Source organism: Marinitenerispora sediminis (genome assembly GCF_003336425.1).
In the GTDB taxonomy this organism is placed as follows: Bacteria; Actinomycetota; Actinomycetes; order Streptosporangiales; family Streptosporangiaceae; genus Marinitenerispora; species Marinitenerispora sediminis.
Map to the genome: position 1 here is coordinate 31412 of NZ_QEIO01000023.1, position 19818 is coordinate 51229.

Genomic DNA, 19818 nt, shown 5'->3' on the forward strand with positions numbered 1-19818 from the left:
CGGCTACGCGGGCGCGCCCGGCCGCTTGGTCAACTGGGCGACCCGCTGATGAGACGTCCCCAGCACCCGCCCCGCGTCGCGCACGGTCATCCCCGCGTCAACGAGGGCTTGTGCGGCTGCCGCGAGTTCCGCGAGACGCTTCCGCTCGGCTTCGTCCCGGGCGGACTCGGCGTCGGCCATGGCGCGCAGGTGAACCCGCGCTTCCTCGGGGGCTTCAACCGTCAGGTTCACCGTGATGGTGGCGGGATCGACGTCCAGGAGCAGCGCGACGGCGTCCGCGGCCATGGCCTCGGCATCCTTGAGGTTCTTCCCCTGCGTGTAATGCGGACCCGCCGGCACGGCATCCTGTGACGGGATGGTGACGGCCCACCACCGCCCTTCGCGGACGGCCGTTGCTTCGACGTTCACACTCATGCCTGCTCTGCCTTTCGGATGGTCCCGCGCGCTGTCTGCTCCGGGATCTCCCGGTGACGGCCGACGACCCGCGCCACTGAGCCGATGCGGTAGAGGTCGTGATTGCCGCCATGGCGGACGAGATCCAGTGACAACCCCGTGCGTTTGGCTATGTCCTGAAGTCGGCTGATCAGTGCTCCGTGTTTCATGGCTGTAGTCTATCTGGATTAGACATTCAAGTCTAATCTCGTTAGACAAAAACGGTCATTCGGTGCATGTAGCAGCGAGACGCAGTCACCACCCATCCCGCGATCTCACCGCGCCGAGGTCCGTAACGTGAGGCGGCTGTTTCGCCGGCGTTACGAGCGGTCACACATCGGCAAACACCCCGCCCTACTGTCGTCGGCGAACCGGTGACGACCTTGAGGAAGGCGGGAAACGGTGCACACCGAAACCGAGACCGCGGCCGGGCAGCAGCGCGCGGGCGGACGCTGGATCAGCCACTGGGAGCCCGAAGACCCGCACTTCTGGCAGACCAGGGGACGCCGCGTCGCCAACCGCAACCTGTGGGCCTCCATCTTCGCCGAGCACCTCGGGTTCTCCGTGTGGAGCATCTGGTCGGTCCTCGTCCTGTTCATGACGCCGGAGAACGGCTTCGCGTTCTCCCCGGAGCAGAAGTTCCTGCTCGTCTCCGTCGTGACCCTCGTGGGAGCGGTGCTGCGGCTGCCCTACACGCTGGCCGTCCCCCGGTTCGGCGGACGCAACTGGTCGATCTTCGCCGCCGCCGTGCTGCTGCTGCCGACCGCGGTCGCCGCGGTGCTCGTCCAGCGGCCCGAGACACCGTTCTGGCTGTTCCTGCTGCTGGCCGCCACCGCCGGCCTGGGCGGCGGCAACTTCGCGTCCTCCATGTCCAACATCAACTTCTTCTTCCCCGAACGCAGCAAGGGCTGGGCGCTGGGTCTCAACGCCGGCGGCGGCAACCTCGGCGTCCCCGCCGTGCAGCTCATCGGGCTCGCGGTGATCGCCGTCTTCGGGCTCGGCGAGGCGCGGCTGCTCCCGCTGGCCTACCTGCCGCTGATCCTGGCGGCGGTCTGGGTCGCCTGGCGGCACATGGACAACCTCGCCGGCGCGCGCTCCGACGCCGCGGCGCAGATCGCGGTCTGCCGGGACCGGCACAGCTGGATCATGTCGTTCCTCTACATCGGCACGTTCGGATCGTTCATCGGCTACGGCTTCGCGTTCGGCCTCGTCCTGCAGAACCAGTTCGACCGCACGCCGCTGGAGGCCGCGGCCGTCACCTTCATCGGACCGCTGCTGGGATCGCTGTCGCGGCCGGTCGGCGGCTGGCTCTCCGACCGCTTCGGCGGCGGCCGGATCACCCTGTGGACGTTCGCCGCGATGGCGGGCGGCACGGCCGTCATCATCGCCGCCTCCGTGCAGGCGTCGCTGCCGCTCTTCCTCGCCGGGTTCATCGCGCTGTTCCTGCTCAGCGGCGTCGGCAACGGCTCCACCTACAAGATGATCCCGGCCATCTTCGCCGCCAAGGCCGAGGACCGCGTCGCCGCCGGAGTGCCGCGCCCGGAGGCCGCCGCGGAGGCCAAGCGGCTGTCCGGCGCCCTCATCGGCATCGCCGGCGCCGTCGGCGCGCTCGGCGGTGTCGCCATCAACCTGGCGTTCCGGGAGTCCTTCGCCGGCGCCGGGAGCGCGGTGCCCGCGCTGACCGCCTTCCTCGCCTTCTACGTGGTGTGCATCGCCGTCACCTACACCGTCTACCTGCGCCGCCCGGTCCGCAGCGAGCGGCCCGCCGCCGTGGCCGCCTCATGACGCTCACCCACTGCCCCTACTGCGCGCTCCAGTGCGCCATGCACGTCGAGCCCGCCGCCGACGGCGGGTACCGGACCCGGCCCGCGGCCTTCCCCACGAACCGCGGCGGGCTGTGCCGGAAGGGCTGGACCGCCGGATCGCTGCTCGGCAGCCCCGACCGCCTCACCACGCCGCTGCTGCGCACCGAACGCGGCGCGCCGCCGCGCCCCGTCGACTGGGACACCGCCCTGGACCACGTCGCCGGCCGGCTGCGCGCCCTGCGCGAGGAGCGCGGCGCCGACTCCGTGGCGGTGTTCGGCGGCGGCGGTCTGACCAACGAGAAGAGCTATCTGCTGGGCAAGTTCGCCCGGGTGGCGCTCGGCACCTCCCAGATCGACTACAACGGCCGGTTCTGCATGTCCTCGGCCGCCGCGGCGGGCCTGCGCGCGTTCGGCGTCGACCGCGGGCTGCCCTTCCCGGTCACCGACCTGGCCGAAGCCGACGCGGTCCTGCTCGCGGGAGCCAACGTCGCCGAGACCATGCCCCCGCTCATGGGCCACCTGACCGGCGCCCGGCTGATCGTCGTCGACCCGCGGCGCAGCGCCACCGCCGAGCACGCCCTCGCCCACGACGGAATGCACCTGGCACCGCGCCCGGGCACCGACCTCGCGCTCGCCCTCGGCCTGCTGCACGCCGCGCGCGCCGAGGGGCTCCTCGACGCCGGCTTCCTCGCCGAGCGCACCACGGGGTTCGACGCCGCGTGGCGGCACGCCGCCGCCTGGTGGCCGGAGCGCGCCGAGCGCGTCACCGGGGTCGCCGCCGCCGACATCCGCGCCGCCGCCCGGCTGCTCGGCCGCGCCGCGAACGGCTACGTGCTCACCGGGCGCGGCACCGAGCAGCACGCCAAGGGCACCGACACCGTGTCGGCCTGGATCAACCTCGCCCTCGCCCTCGGCCTGCCCGGCCGCCGCGGCTCCGGCTACGGCTGCCTCACCGGGCAGGGCAACGGGCAGGGCGGCCGCGAGCACGGCCAGAAGGCCGACCAGCTCCCCGGCTACCGGCGCATCGACGACCCCGCGGCCCGCGCCCACGTGGCCGGCGTCTGGGGAGTGCCCGCCGAGACGCTGCCCGGCCCCGGCCGCAGCGCCTACGAGCTCCTCGACGCCCTCGGCACCGGGGGCGGCCCCGCCGCGCTGCTGCTGTTGGGCTCCAACCCCGTGGTTTCGGCGCCGGACGCGGACCGCGTCCGAAACCGGCTCGCCGCCCTGGACCTCCTGGTGGTGGCCGACTCCTTCATGTCCGAAACCGCGGAGATGGCCGACGTGGTGTTTCCGGTCACCCAGTGGGCGGAGGAGGACGGCACCATGACCAACCTGGAGGGCCGCGTGCTGCGCCGCCGCCGGGCCTGCGCCCCGCCCACCGGAGTGCGCGGCGACCTCGACGTGCTGCACGGCCTCGCCGTGCGGCTCGGGCGGCGGGCCGCGGAGTTCCCGGCCGACCCCGACCGCGTGCTGGCCGAACTCGGCGCGGCGTCGGCGGGCGGCGCCGCCGACTACTCCGGGGTGACGCCGGAGCGGCTGGACTCCGGAGAGGCGCTGCACTGGCCGTGCCCCGCCGGCGCGCCGGGCGCGCCGCGGCTGTTCCTGGACCGGTTCGGACACCCGGACGGCCGGGCGAGGTTCACCGCCGTGGAGCACCGCGACGCCGCCGAGGTGCCCGACGACGCCTACCCGCTCATCGCGACCACCGGCCGCGTGCTCGCCCAGTACCAGTCGGGCGCGCAGACCCGCCGGGTCCCCGAGCTCGCCGCGGCCGAGCCCGAGGCCTACGTCGAGGTCCACCCCGACACCGCGGCCCGCAGCGGGCTGACCGACGGCGGATGGGCGCTGGTCAGCTCGCGGCGCGGCAGTACCCGCGCCCGCGTGCGCTACCGCGCGGACGCCCGGCTGGACACCGTGTTCCTGCCGTTCCACTTCGCCGGCGACCAGCGCGCCAACCTGTTCACGAACCCGGCGCTGGACCCGGTCAGCCGGATGCCGGAGTTCAAGGCGTGCGCGGTGCGGCTCGCGGCGGACGACGGCTAGCGTCCGGCGGCCGCGTCCGGGCCCCGCGCGTCCGGCGGCGGCCCGCCGGAGGCACCACCGGTGGGGCAGGCCCCGCCAACGATCGAGGGAGGGCGACAGCCATGACACAGCGACCCCGGCACGTGGTCGTCATCGGCAACGGGATGGTCGGCGCGCGCTTCGCCGAGGAGGCCGCCCGCCGCGACCCGGCGGGGGAGCGGGTCCGCGTGACGGTGGTGGGCGCCGAGGCCGAACCCGCCTACAACCGGGTGCTGCTGCCCCGGCTGCTCGCCGGCGACCTCGCCGGGCCGGACCTGCTGTTCCCCGCGGTCGAGGGCCCGGCCGTCACGGTGCGCACCGGCGTCGCCGCCACCGCGTTCGACCCCGCGCGGCGCCGGGTCGACCTCGACGACGGCGACACGCTGCACTACGACGAGCTGGTCCTGGCGACCGGCAGCCGCGCCGCCCTGCCGCCCGTGGACGGGCTGACCGCCGACGGCGGACCCGCGCCCGGTGCCAGCACGCTCCGCGACCTCGCCGACTGCCGCCGCGTGCTCGGCCACGCCCGCCCGGGCGCGCCGGTCGCCGTCCTCGGCGGCGGCCTGCTCGGCCTGGAGACGGCACGCGCGCTCGCCGCGCGCGGCGCCCGCGTGACGGTGGTCGAGCCCGCTCCCCGGCTGATGCCGCGCCAACTCGACGCCGCCGCCGCGGCGATCCTCGCCGTCGAACTCCGGGCGCTCGGCGTCGACGCGCTCACCGGCCGCACCGCCGCGCGCTGGGAGCCGGGGCACGGGCTGCTGCTCGACGACGGCCGGCTGGTCGCCGCCGACAGCGTCGTCGTCGCGGCCGGTGTGCGGGCCGCCACGGAGCTGGCGTGCGCGGCCGGCCTCGCGGTCGACCGGGGCATCCTGGTCGATGACGCCCTCGCCACCTCCGCGCCCCGCGTGCACGCGATCGGCGACTGCGCCCAGCACCCCGACGGCGGCGCCGGCCTCGTCCAGCCGGGCTGGGAGCAGGCCGCCGTGCTCGCCGACCTGCTCACCGGGAGCGCCCCGCACGCCCGCTACCGCGGCGGCGCGGTGGTGACCAGGCTGAAGGCCGAGGGGGTCGAGCTGACCTCGCTGGGCGAGGTGGACGCCGAGGCCGAGACGCTCACCCTCTCCGACCCGCACGGCCGGCGCTACGCCAAGCTGTCGGTCCGCTCCGATCGGGTGGTGGGCGCGATCCTGCTCGGCTTCCCCGACGCCGCCGCCACCATCACGCAGCTGTTCGACCTGGGGGCGCCGGTCCCCGCCGACCGGCTCGCCCTCCTGCTCGGCCGCGCCCTGCCCGAGCCCGCGGCCGGTGACCCGCAGGGGGCGGCCCCCGCTCTGGTCTGCCGGTGCAACGGCGTGACCCGCGACCAGCTGTCCGACGCCTGGCGGTGCGGCGCCCGCACCCGGGAGGCCCTCGCCGAGGCGACGCGCGCCACCACGGGCTGCGGCGGGTGCGTCCGCGACGTCAACGCCCTGCTGGCCGCCTGGGACGACACCGCGCCGGTGACCGTCCCGGGGTGACGCCGCGGCGGCGCCGCCGCGGCCGGCACGCGGGCGACGGGCGTGCCGGTCCAACGCCCGGCGTACGCCTGGCCCGCCCCGGGAGACGCGGGGCCGGCGGGACGCAAGGCCGGGCCCGCGGCGAGCGGCGCCGCATGGAGGGAGCGGCAGGGTCCGCGGCCGCGGCGCATCGACCCGGCCGGGTCGCCATGGCGGCGCAGACACGGGCGCCGCTTGCGGCCCGGCCCAGCTCGCGGCTCCGCCGCCCGTACCGCTGGCGGCGACCGCACCCGGCCCAGGGCGCGGCGGAGGAGCCGCGCCCGTCCCCCGGCCGCGACCCCGGGAGCCGGGGACCGGCCGCGTCGCGGGCCCTCAGCACCGCGGCCGGCGGTGCTGGCGCTCCGTTCCGGCAGGCCGTACCGGCTCACCATCCGTGCGCCGGCCTCGGCCGCCTGCCGGAGCGCGGGTGCCTGCGGCTCGGGGAAGCGAGGACCGTCCCCCCGCCACGACCCACCGGGCCGGAGGGCCGGCACCGCCGCAGGCCGGGAAGGCGGGCGCGGCCGTGGCCGCCGGCGCCGTGCCCGGCCGCCAGCGGGACGCGCCAACGCGTCCGCGCCGGCCTCGTGGAGCGGCGATGCGCCCGGTCGGGGGCCGCGGCGGGGGAGTCCCGCTGGGTGCCGCGCCGCGACCGGACGTGCCTTCCGGCGGATTGCGGGCAGGCAACTCCCGGGCCCGGCCGTCGTCGCCGCCCGCCGCCGGCGGCGGGAAGCGGCCACACGGCGGATCCGGCGGCGGCGCCGGGCCATAATGATCAGCGCCCGCGACACGGCGGGCCGCACCGCACCGCCTGCCAGGAAGGCCCTCCCCCCGTGGACCCCGACATCCTCCGCCCGTGGCCCGAGCTCCCCAACGAGGCCACCGCCGGCCATATCGCGCGCGCTCACACCGCGCGTGCCGCCTTCGAGCTGGGCCGGCTGGACCGGATCGACGCCGCCGCCGACCCCGCCGCCCGGACCGCCTCGGTCGAGGTCGCCGTGCACGCCTACGCGGTCGCCTACCTCATGCGCGCCCTGATCCGCCACTCGCCCGAGGCCGCGGACGAGACCGCGCGCAACCTCAGCGCCACCGTCGCCGACAACATGGGCGACCTCGTCGACGAGTGGCTCGACGGCTACGGGATCGACGCCAGCGCCGTCCTCCAGGACGGACGCGACTCCGTCATCCCCCGCCGCCCCCGCTCCACCGCCGCCACCGTCCACGGCTGGATCGCCGCCGTCCTCGGCCTCAGCGGCCCGGCCATGGTGCTGCTGTGGATCTGGCTCGGCGACGTCCGCTGGGGGGTCACCGCCCTCGTGGTCCTCGTGGTCGCCGGAGTGTTCGGGGTCTTCTACAACAACGAGCTGGAGCGCGGATCCGGCGGCCGGTGACGGAAAGCTCGGCCGCGCGGCCGGCCTCAGCACCGCGACCGCCGGTTCGGCGACGAGGCCGGCAGGACGCCGGCCGGCGTGTGCCGTGCTCCGGCCGAGGGGACAGCCGCTCCCCCCGCCGCGCCGCGTGCGCCAGCCGGACCCCGGGCGGCCAGGCCGCCGTCGGCGCCAGCAGCGACGGGCACCCGCCGCACGGTGGACCGGTGCGTCGCGCCCTCGCCACCGTCAGGGGCAGCGCGTCCGGCGGCAGCGGCCGAGCCCGCGGCGCGCCCCGCTACGCCCGTGAGCCCGGCACCAGCAGACCGGCGCCGCCCGCGTCCTCCGGGCGCCCGGCGACCGCGGCCCTCGGCGGAGCCCGCGCACCGCGCGACGCCGGCCGCGGCGGACGCCGAAGGCTAGGATGACGCGACGAGGCAGCGGCCCGAAAGCCCCCCGGTCGAGTCCCGAGGCGCGCCCGTTGCCCGCGCTCTTGGAAAGGCAGAACATGGCCGACGACGTATCTGCCCCGGGCCCCACGGCGCTCCAGCGGGTCCATGACGCCGCGAGACTCGAGTTCGAGACGGAGGCACGCGAGTTGGCGGCGGCGTTGGAAGCCGCCGCCCCGCTGATCGAGGCGGCCGACCGGGTCCGCAGCGCGAGGATGGACCGGGGCGCGTGGCGCTCGGCCTCCAGCATGGAGCCGGGTGAGGGACTCCCCTTCAAGGACTACCTGCGGACCGACATCTGGTCAGGCGACGCCATCCTGCGGCAGGCGCTGGCCGAGGCCCGCGCCGCGCAGCCCCGCTGGCGTTCCGCCGCGAGCAGGCTCACCAGGCGGGCGCCGAAGCAGCCCACGGAGGCGGAACGCCTGACCGAGAGCCTGCAGGTGTACGGCGACGCGACGCACAAGGCGCGGTCCGCCCGGCGGGTGGTCAATGATCTCGCGGCGAGAGCGCGGGCCTATGTCCGGCGCGACCCCGGCCTCCAGCCGGCCGACGCCCCGGACGCGGCGGCCGCCGGCACCGGCGCCTCCGCGCGTACGACCGCCCCCACCACCACGGCGGCCGACGCGCCGGCGGCCGCTCCGAGGCTGCCGGACATGACGGTGTCGCAGGCCCTCACCCTGGTCCAGGAGGGCGCGAGACTGGCCGCCCTGCACGAGGAGCTCGACGGCCTCCGGACGCGGATCGCGACGGCACGGCGGGACGCGCGCTCCGGCTCCGAGCGTGCCGGAGCACTCGCGGAGGCCGAGCACCGGTTGGACCGGTGCCGGCAGGAAACGGCCATGGACCGACTGCTGGGCACGGCCGCGGCCCCGCGCGGTGCGGACGCCCCGGGAGAGCCGCAGGGCGCCGCTCGCGACGCCGGGGGCCACCGAGAGGCGGAGACGCTCGTCGCGGACGCGATCCGGGAGGTCCGGCACACGATCGACGTCGCACGCGGGGTCCTCGGATCCACTCCGCAGGCGGCCGCGGCCGCGCCGCTGGGCGTGACCACCGCCGTCGCCCGGGGCGTCCGGCACGGCGCGGGGCGCAGCACGGTCCGGGCGGCCGAGAGCCGGCTGGCCCGAGGAACGGGACCGGCCCACCGCGGCGGCGCGTCGGTCGCCTGACCCCCGAAGCAGGCCGCGCCGAGCGGGTCCGCACCGCTCGCGGCCGCCGTATGCGCGCACCCGCCACCGGACTCCGGTACCGGAGTCCGCGATCCGTTGCGGCCGGCTGGTCGGCACCCCGTCCGAGCGGGCGCCGACCGTCCACGGCCAGTGGCCGCCGCACCCTCCGACCGCCCGGGCGCGTCCGGTCCGTCCAGAGCTGTCCGAGGGGTGCCGCCCGGACGGAGGGCGCGGACGCGTGCCCGGACGGGGCCCCGCTCCCACCCAGCGCACCGCCCGGGACAGCCGCTCTGACCTTGGATTCTCCCGGTTCTGGAGCCACTCACCGGTTCGTCACCTGCGGTGACAGCAGAACGAAACACGGCCGACACGTCCGTCTGACGGGGGTGAAACACCGTCCGGGTTGCCTGAAGGGCGTACCACGGCTCTCGGGACGCGCCGCCGTGACGCCCGCCGACCACCGCGAGGAGAGCAACGCGGCATGAGACAACTCGTCGTCATCGGAAACGGGATGGTGGGGCACCGCCTCGTCGAGGCGGTGCGCGACCGCGACTCGGCCGGAGCCTGGCATGTCGTCGTGCTGGGGGAGGAGCCCCGCCCGGCCTACGACCGGGTGGCGCTGTCCTCCTACTTCGACGGCACGACCGAGGAGGGGCTGCGCCTCCCCGACCTCACCGCCCGCGACGGCGTGGAACTGCGCCTCGGCGACCCGGTGGTGGCCGTCGACCGCGCCCGGCGCGCCGTGCGCACCGCCGGCGGGAGCGTGCTCGACTACGACGCCCTCGTCCTCGCCACCGGCTCCTCGGCGTTCGTGCCGCCCGTGCCCGGCCACGACCTGCCCGGCTGCCACGTCTACCGCACCATCGACGACCTGGAGGCCATCACCGCCGACGCCCGCACCGCCACGACCGGCGTCGTGGTCGGCGGCGGGCTGCTCGGCCTGGAGGCGGCCAACGCGCTGCGGCTGCTCGGAGTCGAGCCGCACGTCGTCGAGCTCGCCCCCTGGCTCATGCCGGCCCAGGTGGACGAGGGCGGCGGCGCGCTGCTCGGCCACCTCGTCACCGAGACCGGCGTCACGGTGCACACCGGCGCGGGTGTCGCCCAGGTGGTCCCCGGCGCGGACGGGCGGGTCGCCCGGGTCCGGATCGGGGAGGGCGAGTCGGCCCGGGAGATCCCGGCCGGGATCGTCGTCTTCGCGGTCGGCATCCGCCCCCGCGACCAGCTGGCCCGCGACGCCGGACTGGAGCTCGGCCCGCGCGGCGGCGTCGCCGTGGACGCCGCCTGCCGGACCTCCGACCCGGCGGTGTACGCGGTGGGGGAGTGCGCGAGCATCGACGGCACCGTCTACGGGCTGCTCGCGCCGGGCAACGCCATGGCCGAGGTGGCGGCGGACCGGTTGCTGGGCGGCTCGGCGACCTTCCCCGGTGCGGACACCTCCACCAAACTCAAGCTGCTCGGCGTGGACGTCGCCAGTTTCGGTGACGCGCACGCCCGCACCGAGGGCGCCCTGGAGGTGGTCCTCAACGACGCGCCGGGCCGCCGCTACGCCAAACTGGTCGTCTCCGACGACGCCGCCACGCTCCTCGGCGGGGTGCTGGTCGGCGACGCCGCCGCCTACGCCTCGCTGCGCCCGCTCGTCGGCCGCCCGCTGCCCGGCGACCCCCTCGACCTCATCGCCCCCGGCCGCGGCGACGGCGGGGCCGGGGTGGGCGCGCTGCCCGACGACGCGCAGGTCTGCTCCTGCCACGCGGTGACCAAGGGCGCGATCACCGCGGCGATCGCCGAGGGCGCCGCCGACGTCCCCGCCCTCAAGACCTGCACGAAGGCCGGCACCGGCTGCGGCTCCTGCCTGCCCATGCTCAAGAGCCTGCTCGCCGAGTCCGGTGTCGCGCAGTCCAGCGCGCTGTGCGAGCACTTCCCGCAGAGCCGCGCCGAGCTCATGCAGATCGTGCTGGCCACCGGCATCACCGGGTTCACCGAGCTCATCACCCGCTACGGCCGGGGCCGCGGCTGCGACGTCTGCAAGCCCGCCATCGCCTCCATCCTCGCCACCCAGGGCGGGCACATCCTGGACGGCGAGCAGGCCGCCCTCCAGGACACCAACGACCGCTTCCTCGCCAACATCCAGCGCAACGGCACCTACTCCGTCGTCCCGCGCATCCCCGGCGGCGAGATCACCCCCGACAAGCTCGTGGTGATCGGCGAGGTGGCGCGCGACTTCGGCCTGTACACCAAGATCACCGGAGCGCAGCGCATCGACATGTTCGGCGCCCGCGTCGAGCAGCTCCCCGCCATCTGGCGGCGGCTGGTCGACGCCGGCTTCGAGTCCGGGCACGCCTACGGCAAGGCGCTGCGCGCGGTCAAGTCCTGCGTCGGCACCACGTGGTGCCGCTACGGCGTCCAGGACTCGGTGGCGCTGGCGGTGGAGCTGGAACTGCGCTACCGCGGGCTGCGCGCCCCGCACAAGATCAAGGCCGGCGTGTCCGGGTGCGCCCGCGAGTGCGCCGAGGCGCGCGGCAAGGACGTCGGGGTGATCGCCACCGAGAACGGCTGGAACCTCTACGTCGGCGGCAACGGCGGCTTCCGGCCGCGTCACGCCGAGCTGCTGGTGTCCGACGTCGACCACGACACCCTGGTCCGCTACATCGACCGGTTCCTCATGTTCTACATCCGCACGGCCGACCGGCTGCAGCGCACCGCCGCGTGGATGGAGGCCATGGACGGCGGACTGGACCACCTTCGCGCCGTCGTCGTGGAGGACTCCCTCGGCATCGCCGCCGAACTGGAGGCCGCCATGGCGCGGCACGTCGCCGGCTACGCCGACGAGTGGCGCGGCGTCCTGGACGACCCGGAGAAGCTGGCCCGGTTCGTCTCCTTCGCCAACGCCCCGGACACGCCCGACCCGACGATCACCTTCGGGACCGAGCGCGAGCAGCCCGTGCCCGCCGGTCCCGTGTCCCTGGGCATGCCCACGACCCGACCCCACCACGTGGAGGTGTGACCGCCATGACCGTCGCCACCCTGGCCCCGGACCGTACGTGGATCCCCGCCTGCCCGTCGAACCGGCTCGCCGCGGAGCGTGGCGTGGCCGTGCTGCTGCCGGACGGCCGGCAGGCGGCGCTGTTCCGCACCTTCTACGGCGAGCTGTACGCGGTCGACAACATCGACCCGTTCAGCGGCGCGGCCGTACTGTCGCGCGGCATCGTCGGCGACCGGGCCGGCGAGCCCACCGTCGCCTCACCGATGCTGAAGCAGGTCTTCGCACTGCGCACCGGGGCCTGCCTGGACGACCCCGAGGTCCGCCTGGACACCCACCCGGTGCGCGAGCGGGGCGGCGTCGTCGAGATCGCCGCCGCCCCCGACGCCCGCACCCGGACATGAACCGCCTCGCCGAGCCGGTCGACGTGCTGGGCGCCCCCGCACCCGCTGCCCCGATCGAGCCGCTGGCCGGATTCACGGTGGCCGTCACGGCGGCCCGTCGCGCGGACGAACTGGCGGCGCTGCTCCGCCGCAAGGGCGCCGAGGTGCTCTGCGCCCCGGCGCTGCGGATCGTGCCGCTCAGCGACGACCGCCGGCTGCGCGCCGTGTCCACCACGCTGGCCGAGCGCCCCGCCGACATCGTCGTCGCCACCACCGGCATCGGCTTCCGCGGCTGGGTCGAGGCATGCGAGACCTGGGGACTGGCGGAGCCGCTGCTCACCGCCATGCGCTCCTCCCGGCTGATCGCCCGCGGCCCCAAGGCGAAGGGGGCCATCCGTGCCGCCGGGCTCACCGAGGAGTGGTCGCCTCCCTCCGAGTCCTCCGGCGAGGTCCTCGACTACCTGCTGGAACGCGGTGTGTCCGGTCTGCGGGTCGCCGTCCAGCTGCACGGGGAGCCGCTGCCGGACTTCTGTGCGGCGCTGCGGATGGCCGGCGCCGAGGTCGTGGAGGTCCCGGTGTACCGGTGGACCACTCCCGAGGACGTCGCCCCACTGGACCGGCTGATCGATGCGGTCGCCGCCGGGCAGGTCGACGCCGTCACGTTCACCAGCGCGCCCGCCGCCGCCGGGCTGCTGGAGCGGGCCCGCGTCACCGGCGCGGAGCGGCGGCTGGTCGCGGCGCTGCGCGGCGCGACGCTCGCGATGTGCGTCGGCCCGGTCACGGCGGGTCCGCTGACCGCGCGCGACATCCCGGCCGTCTGGCCGGCCCGCGCGCGGATCGGCGCCCTGGTCAAGCGGCTCGCCGAGGAGCTGCCCGAGTCCGCCCCGACGCTGCCGGTGGCCGGCCACGTGCTCCGGCTGCGCGGTCAGGCGGTGCTGCTCGACGGCGAGCTGCGCCCGGTCTCGCCCGCGCTCATGCGGGTGCTGCGCGAACTCGCTCGGCGGCCCGGCCAGGTTCGCGCCCGCGCCGAGCTGCTCGCCTCCCTCGGCGGCGACGCCGACGCCCACGCGGTGGAGACCGCGGTGGCCCGGCTGCGCGCCGCGCTCGGCGACCCCCGCATCATCCAGACCGTTGTCAAACGCGGCTACCGGCTGTCCCTCGACACGGGCGACTGCGACCCCCGGAGCGAGTGAACGGAGAGCGGAGCCTTCGTGGCGAGTGAACGGTGGAGCGGGTTCTTCGTGGCGAGTGAACGGTGGAGCGGGTTCTTCGTGGCGAGTGAACAGAGAACGGAGCCCTCGTGGCGGATGAACGGAAGGGGGCGAGCCAGGTGAGCGGGCCGGACCCCACGCTGCTGCTCGCGGTGCACGGCACCCGCGACCCCCGCGGCACGGCCGTCGCGCACGGGCTGGCCCGGCGGGTGGCCGCGCTCGGGGGCATGCCGGTGCGGCTCGGGTTCGCCGACGTGCTGGCCCCCGACGTGGGCGAGGTCGCCGGTGCCATCACCGGCCCGGTGGTCGTGGTGCCGGCGTTCCTCGCGGCCGGCTACCACGTGCGGGTGGACATTCCCGCGCAGCTCGCACGGGCCGGCCGCGCCGACGCCCGTGTCACCGAGGCGCTCGGCTCCGATCCGCGGCTCGTCGCCACCGCCGCCCGCCGTCTGCGCCGGGCCGGTTACCGGCCCGGGGACGCGGTCGTGCTCGCCGCGGCGGGGTCCTCCGACCCGGCCGCGCGCGCCGAGGTGGCCGACGCCGCCGACCGCCTCGCCCGGGAGCTCTTCGCCCCCGTCCGGGTCGGCTACATCGCCACCGGAGCGCCGACGGTCGCCGACGCCGTCGCCGGGCTGCGCGCCGCGGGCCACCGGAGGGTCGCCGTCGGCTCGTGGCTGCTGGCACCGGGCCTGTTCCACACCCGGCTGTCCGGCAGCGGTGCCGACGCCGTCGCGGCGCCGCTGTGCCCGGACGACGCGGTCGCCGACGCCGTCGTCGCCCGCTTCCGGGCGGCGGTGCTCCCGGCGGCGGTCTGACCGCGCCCGAGTGACGCCGCGGCCCTCGCGCCGCGCCTCCGGGCCGGTGGCCTGCCGCCGCGCGCCCGGACCGGGCGACCGCGCCCGAAACCGCGCCCCGGGGAGCGGGGGACACCCGGGTGCGTACCGCCGCCCCAGCGGGCGGTCCCGGTCGTCGGGCGTCCTACCGGGATCACCGGGGGGTCGGAACCGCCGCGGCAGCGCCTGCCCGGGCCGCCGCGCGGTGGTGAGCGTTCTCCGGCCGGGCGGCGCGGAGGCCCGGCCACGGCCGTCCGTCCCCCGCCTCCCGGTGCGCTGGAACGCTTCGGAGCCGCCGCTTCCATGCCGGGCTGGGCCCCGTCCTTTCCCGCCTCCGGGCGGCGCGGGAGTGCGTCCCGCGGGGCGTGGCGGGGGGCGATGCTGGTGCTGTGGCCCGGTTCCGGTGCCGATGCGGCTGTCCGGCGATGTGCTTCCAGGCGCCGTCGAGGAGCCGGCGGCGGTGCCGTCCTGCGGTGGGCGCCCGGGGCCGTACCGTTCGGGCTGCTCCCGCCGGGAGGCGGTACGGGGGCAGCTGGGAAGGCACGGGTGGCCGGCGGCGACCGGCCTCCCGTCGCTTCCTGCTGTGCGGGTCGGCCTCTTCCTGCTGTGCGGGTCGGCCTCTTCCTGCCGTGCGCGTCGGCCTCGCGCATGTGGCGGGGATGCCGTGGGGCTGTTCGGAACCGGTGCGACCCGGCCGGCGGCGGCAGCGGGGAGCGCCGGGGACCGGCCGCCGACCGCGCGGACGGCGCACGCGGCCGCGGCCTGCCACGGACCCGCGACCGGCCGAGCGGCCCGCGGTGCCCGGATCCCGTTCCGGTCGGCCACGGCGTGGCCGGAACCGGCATCGCCGGTGATCCGCTGCCATTGCGGGGAATACCGGTCATGGCCGGTGATCCCCCACGCGAGGAGCGGCATGCCCCCCGAGACCGGACTGAGCGTCGACGAGCCTGTCAACCACCGCCCCTGGGACCGGGAGGCACCCCACCTGGACCGCGCGGCGGGGACGCTGCTCGGCGCGGCGGTGGCGGTGTGCCTCGTAGGAGCGCCGCCGGCCATGGCCGGGGAGCTGGCCCACCCCGACGGCGACAGCGTCGGTCCCTCCCAGCTCGCCTGGCTGGTCACCACCGCACTGGGCCACCTGGACGACCCCGCCGGGCTGGCCGGGGTGATCGGTACGGCACCGGAGCGGGCGTGGGCGGTCGCCCTGCGCGGCACGGTCGCCGACGGCCGGGTGCCGCCGGCCGACCTCGCGCTTCCGCACGGTCCCGCACTGGTCGGATGGCGCAGCGCCCTGGAGACTCCGGTGCCGCGGCTGGACCCGGTGCGCAGGGTGTTCCCCTGCTCGCAGCTGGTGGGCGCGATCTGGTCCGCGCACGCCCGAGGCGGGGACGAGGCCGCGATGTACGCGGGGGCGCTCGCCGGTGCGCGGTGGGGGGCCTCGGGGATCGCACTCGACTCGCAGCGGCGGCTGGCCGACATCCTCCCGCCCCGGCTCCTCGTCACCATCGCGCTGGGGGCGCTCCCCGGCGCGGATCCGGGCGACTGGCCGCACTGCCGGTCGCTGGCCAGGAGCGAGGCGGAGCGGTTGCGCGAGCCGGCGTTCCAGGTGCCGCACCCCCACGATCCCGGGGTGGTGCTGTGCGACATGGAGTACGTCCGCACGTCGCGCGACGCCGAGGCGGTCGTCTCGCTGTGCCGGATGGGGACCGACGACCATCCCGCGCACCTCCCGGCGCGCGACACCGTGCAGGTGTGGCTGTACGACACCCCCGGCGCCAACCCGAACCTGCACTTCGTGCTCGACGACGCGGCCCGGGCCGTCGCGGCCCTGCGCGCCGAGGGCAAGCGGGTGCTGCTGCACTGCTGGGCCTGCCAGTCGCGGACCCCCGCGGTCGCGGCGCACTACGCGGCGCTGACCCGGGGGGCCGACGTGCGGGAGGGCCTGCGCGCGGTCATCCGCGCGGTCGGCGGCCACCTGCGCAACCCGGAGCTGGCGCGGGCGGCAGCGGCGCTGAACGGCGTCCGGCTGGAGGACCCCGCCCGGGCGCTGTTCCCGGACGGGGAACCGGAGGTGACGCGGATGCCGCCGGGTTAGCGGCGCGCGTCGGCGCCCTTCGCCGGGCCGCCGAGTGTTTCACCGATGAGCGGCCAGCACCGCCGCGAGGCCGTCTTGCAGGTCTTTGACGAAATACCCGGGAACCTCCAGCGACGGGAAATGCCCCCCGCTTTCCGGCGACCTCCACCGGACGATCCGCCGGTACCGCTCCTGTGCCCAGGGGCGCGGGCACTTCTCGATGTCGCGGGGATACATGGTGATCGCCGACGGGACGTCGACCCGGAGTTCGGGATCGAGCGAGTTGTGGCTCTCGTAGTAAATGCGGGCCGCCGATGCGCCGGTCCGCGTCAGCCAATAGAGGGTGACGTCGTCAAGAATCCGGTCTCGGGAAATCGTCTCGAACGGGCTGTCCTCGGTGTCCGACCACTCGGCGAACTTGTCGAGTATCCAGGCGAGCAGCCCGACCGGTGAGTCGACGAGCGAGTAGCCGATGGTCTGCGGCCGGGTGGCCTGCTGCTTCGCGTACGCCGCGCGGTGCCGCCAGAAATGGCGGGTCTCCTCGGTCCATCCGCGCTCGGCCGCCGTCAGCCCGTCCGTCGGCAATCCGGGCGGTGCCTCCGCAAACGTCGTGTGGATGCCGAGAACGTGTGCCGGGAACCTGCCGCCGAGGACCGTGGTGATGTTCCCTCCCCAGTCGCCGCCGTGGGCCAGGAACCTGCGGTAGCCGAGCCTTCCCATCAGTTCCACCCAGGCGGCCGCGATCTTTTCGGTCCCCCACCCGGTGGCGGCCGGCTTGTCGCTGTAACCGAAGCCGGGAAGCGACGGGACCACCACGTGGAACGCCGGCGCGTCCGCCGCTTCCGGATCCGCCAGCTCGTCCACGATGTCGATGAACTCGGCGATGCTGCCCGGCCAGCCGTGCGTCAAGATCAGCGGAGTGGCATCGGCGCGCGCGGATCGGCGGTGCAGGAAGTGGACGCCAAGACCGTCAATGGTCGTGCGGAACTGGCCGATACCGTTCAGGCGCTCCTCGAACGACCGCCAGTCGTACCCGGTGCGCCAGTGGTCCACGACATCGACGAGGTCGGCGAGAGGGACGCCCTGTTCCCATCGGCGCGGTCCGGGCGCGGCGCGATGCACCGTCTCGGCCTCCGGTAGCCGCGCCGCGGCCAGTCGCGCGCGCAGATCCTCGAGTTCGGCGTCGGTCGCGTGGGCTTCGAACGCTCGCACGTCGCTGGTCGGACGGGGCATGGGACCTCCTGGCCATCGCGGGACCGGCCACGCGCCATCACGAACCGGCTAAGACGGTTCTAGCATGGCTTCATGGTGACATGGAACCGGCTAAGGTGGTTCCATGCGTGCTGGGTTCCCTGACTTTCGTCTCGGCAACGTGCTGGCGACCAGCTTCACGGCGACGCTGACGGAGCGTCATGGCAAAGCCGTGGAGCGCATCCCCACGCCGCACCGGCTCGTGGACTGGCTGGCGGTGAACGGCTTCGCCGTGGACTCGTGCACCACCGCCCAGCTCGACCTCGCCCGGGAACTGCGGGAGTCGATTCACACCGCCGCGACGGCGGCCGCGACCCGGAACGCTCTCCCCGCATCCGCCGTCCACGTCATCAATGACCGCAGCACCGAGGGGCGGGCCGCCGCGATCCTGACGCCCGAGGGCGGGCGGCAATGGCGGCTCGGCCCGGCTTCCCGCGTGGAGGACGCCCTCAGCGTGATCGCCGCCGACGCGATCAGCATCATCGCCGGCGAACGAGACGGAAGATTGGCCCTGTGCGCATCACCGACCTGCCGGGCCGCCTTCTTCGACACCAGCCGAAGTCGCACCCGCAAATGGTGTGACATGAACACGTGCGGAAACCGCCAGAAGAAGGCGCGCTTCACCGCCAACCGGCGCCCGGACCCGGGTCTCCGTGATTCGCCCTCATGTCCGGGCGGCATGTCATGACGCGTCCGCATCACAAGAATTGCCGCTCCACGCCCCACCTGTCATGATCACCGGCATGTCGACGCGGGAACTCGTGGTCCTGGGGACCTCCAGCGCGGTGCCGACGAAGCGGCGGAACCACAACGGCTACCTGCTCCGCTGGGACGCGCACGGCATCCTGTTCGATCCGGGGGAGGGCACGCAGCGGCAGATGCGGTACGCGGGGCTGTCGGCGCACGACGTCACGCGGATCTGTGTCACGCACTTCCACGGTGACCACTGCCTCGGCCTTCCGGGCGTGGTGCAGCGGATCGCGCGGGACCGGGTGCGGCACCCGGTACGGGTGGCGTTCCCGGCAGCGGGGCGGCGGTACTGGGAACGGTTGCGGCTCGCCTCGGAGTTCGCCCGGCCCGGGGCGTTCGGCCGTGGCGACGTGCTGGTGGCGCAGCCGGTCGAGGGCGCCCGGGCGCGGCTCGACGGCGAGGACGACCTCACGGTCACCGCCCTGCCGCTGGACCACAGCGTCCCCACCTACGGCTACCGGGTGGCCGAGCCGGACGGGGTGCGCATGCTGGCCGACCGGCTGGCGGAGCGCGGCGTGCGCGGGCCGGACGTGGGGCGGCTCAAGGCCGAGGGCAGCATCGTGGACGCGTCGGGCGCCCGGCTGGAGCTGGCGGACTACAGCGAGGTGCGGCGCGGCCAGGTGTTCGCCTTCGTCATGGACACCGGGGTCTGCGACAACGCGGTGCGGCTGGCCGAGGGCGCGGACCTGCTGGTGATCGAGTCCACCTACCTCGACGCCGAGGCCGCGCTGGCGGCGGAGTACCGGCACCTCACCGCCGGGCAGGCCGGCCGGATCGCGGCCGAGGCCGGGGTGCGCACGCTGGTGCTGACCCACATCTCCGAGCGCTACGGCACCGATGACGATCCGCGGTTCGCGGCGGAGGCGGCGCGCTACTTCGACGGCGACATCGTGCTGGCGGCGGACCTGGACCGGATCGCGGTCCCGCCGCGCCGCGCGTGAGGGGCGCTCGGCCCGCGCCCGCGGCCTCGATACGGGGCGTTCCGCGGGCGCGACCGGGGTCTCACCGGGCCGGGCCGCCCGCTGCGGCCCGGCAGTGCCCGCATGGTGCGCGCCGCGGCCGGGGCCCGGCGGGTTCCGCGACCGCTACGTCCCGGGTCGGTGACCGCGCGGTCCGGATCGGCGGCGGGCGCGGACGCCTCGCGGCCGGTTCCGCCGGGTGCATGCCGCGCGCCCCGGGTGCGTGAGCACCGCGCGCAACGGCGGCCGGGCACGCCGGGGACGGGCCGGCGAGGCGCGGCCCCGGTCGGCGGGTGGACTTCCGGGCCCGGCGGGGCCACGAGGCGCTCGGGCCGGCGCCGAGCTCACGCGAAGGTGGAGCCCCGGCGGCGGGGTACCGGCACCCGCCGGGCGGGGCGGTGGCGGGCGGTGCGCGGGCGGCCCGCATGACACATGGCGGAAGCCGCGAATCCCGACAACATTCACATTCGTGACATCTTCCACATTTTGTGGTCCCATGTGTTGGTCACGCGCAGGTCATGCGTACCCTCGGTCAGGCCGTCCCGGCATTCCCCCAGCTCGGGACCGG

General features: G+C 75.8%; 15 protein-coding genes. 12 read left to right on the top strand and 3 right to left on the bottom strand.

What is annotated here, in order from left to right; all coding sequences use genetic code 11:
- Positions 1-3 precede the first annotated feature (3 nt).
- Both DEF28_RS06775 and DEF28_RS27225 read right to left on the bottom strand, forming a co-directional pair.
- The gene (locus DEF28_RS06775; protein ID WP_147280141.1) at positions 4-414 is read right to left on the bottom strand and encodes a type II toxin-antitoxin system HicB family antitoxin; all 411 of its coding nucleotides are present in this window, start codon (positions 412-414) and stop codon (positions 4-6) included.
- Positions 411-602, bottom strand: a complete 192-nt coding sequence (locus DEF28_RS27225) for a type II toxin-antitoxin system HicA family toxin (protein WP_147280142.1) — start codon at positions 600-602, stop codon at positions 411-413. The genes DEF28_RS06775 and DEF28_RS27225 overlap by 4 nt, the downstream gene beginning before the upstream one ends.
- 232 nt (positions 603-834) lie before the next feature.
- Between DEF28_RS27225 and DEF28_RS06780 the strand changes: the two genes are divergently transcribed.
- From DEF28_RS06780 to DEF28_RS06825, 10 genes are all read left to right on the top strand, one after another.
- Complete coding sequence (locus tag DEF28_RS06780; RefSeq protein WP_114398386.1) at positions 835-2217, top strand: MFS transporter; 1383 nt, start codon at positions 835-837, stop codon at positions 2215-2217.
- Entirely contained in the window at positions 2214-4280 is a 2067-nt protein-coding gene (locus DEF28_RS06785; protein WP_114398387.1) for a molybdopterin oxidoreductase family protein, read from the top strand. Before DEF28_RS06780 ends, DEF28_RS06785 begins: the two co-directional genes overlap by 4 nt.
- A gap of 101 nt (positions 4281-4381) precedes the next feature.
- Positions 4382-5815, top strand: a complete 1434-nt coding sequence (locus tag DEF28_RS06790; protein WP_114398388.1) for an FAD-dependent oxidoreductase — start codon at positions 4382-4384, stop codon at positions 5813-5815.
- An 848-nt stretch (positions 5816-6663) separates the two neighbouring features.
- Positions 6664-7221, top strand: a complete 558-nt coding sequence (locus DEF28_RS06795) for a hypothetical protein (RefSeq protein WP_114398389.1) — start codon at positions 6664-6666, stop codon at positions 7219-7221.
- Between the two features lie 484 nt (positions 7222-7705).
- A complete protein-coding gene (locus DEF28_RS06800) occupies positions 7706-8812 on the top strand; it encodes a hypothetical protein (RefSeq protein ID WP_114398390.1) in 1107 nt (368 codons plus the stop codon).
- 481 nt (positions 8813-9293) lie between these two features.
- Positions 9294-11813: a nitrite reductase large subunit NirB gene (gene nirB / locus DEF28_RS06805; RefSeq protein WP_114398391.1), complete on the top strand. Its 2520-nt coding sequence runs from the start codon at positions 9294-9296 to the stop codon at positions 11811-11813.
- A 5-nt stretch (positions 11814-11818) separates the two neighbouring features.
- Positions 11819-12193: a nitrite reductase small subunit NirD gene (nirD, locus tag DEF28_RS06810; RefSeq protein WP_114398396.1), complete on the top strand. Its 375-nt coding sequence runs from the start codon at positions 11819-11821 to the stop codon at positions 12191-12193.
- Positions 12190-13365: a uroporphyrinogen-III synthase gene (locus DEF28_RS06815; protein WP_114398392.1), complete on the top strand. Its 1176-nt coding sequence runs from the start codon at positions 12190-12192 to the stop codon at positions 13363-13365. The genes nirD and DEF28_RS06815 overlap by 4 nt, the downstream gene beginning before the upstream one ends.
- Positions 13366-13472: 107 nt before the next feature.
- Positions 13473-14198, top strand: coding sequence for a sirohydrochlorin chelatase (locus tag DEF28_RS06820; protein WP_233515136.1), 726 nt, complete (start codon positions 13473-13475; stop codon positions 14196-14198).
- A 931-nt stretch (positions 14199-15129) separates the two neighbouring features.
- Positions 15130-16311 carry a hypothetical protein gene (locus DEF28_RS06825; RefSeq protein WP_233515137.1) on the top strand — a complete coding sequence of 394 codons (1182 nt, stop codon included), beginning with the start codon at positions 15130-15132 and terminating at the stop codon, positions 16309-16311.
- Positions 16312-16350: 39 nt separating this feature from the next.
- On the opposite strand, the gene DEF28_RS06830 is transcribed toward DEF28_RS06825, so the two are convergent.
- Positions 16351-17523: an epoxide hydrolase family protein gene (locus tag DEF28_RS06830; RefSeq protein WP_114398393.1), complete on the bottom strand. Its 1173-nt coding sequence runs from the start codon at positions 17521-17523 to the stop codon at positions 16351-16353.
- A 103-nt stretch (positions 17524-17626) separates the two neighbouring features.
- On the opposite strand from DEF28_RS06830, the gene DEF28_RS06835 reads away from it, so the two are divergent.
- Both DEF28_RS06835 and DEF28_RS06840 read left to right on the top strand, forming a co-directional pair.
- Entirely contained in the window at positions 17627-18229 is a 603-nt protein-coding gene (locus DEF28_RS06835; RefSeq protein ID WP_114398394.1) for a CGNR zinc finger domain-containing protein, read from the top strand.
- Positions 18230-18284: 55 nt separating this feature from the next.
- Positions 18285-19232 (top strand): ribonuclease Z, encoded by a 948-nt coding sequence (locus DEF28_RS06840; RefSeq protein ID WP_114398399.1) that lies wholly within the window; start codon positions 18285-18287, stop codon positions 19230-19232.
- Positions 19233-19818: the final 586 nt, after the last annotated feature.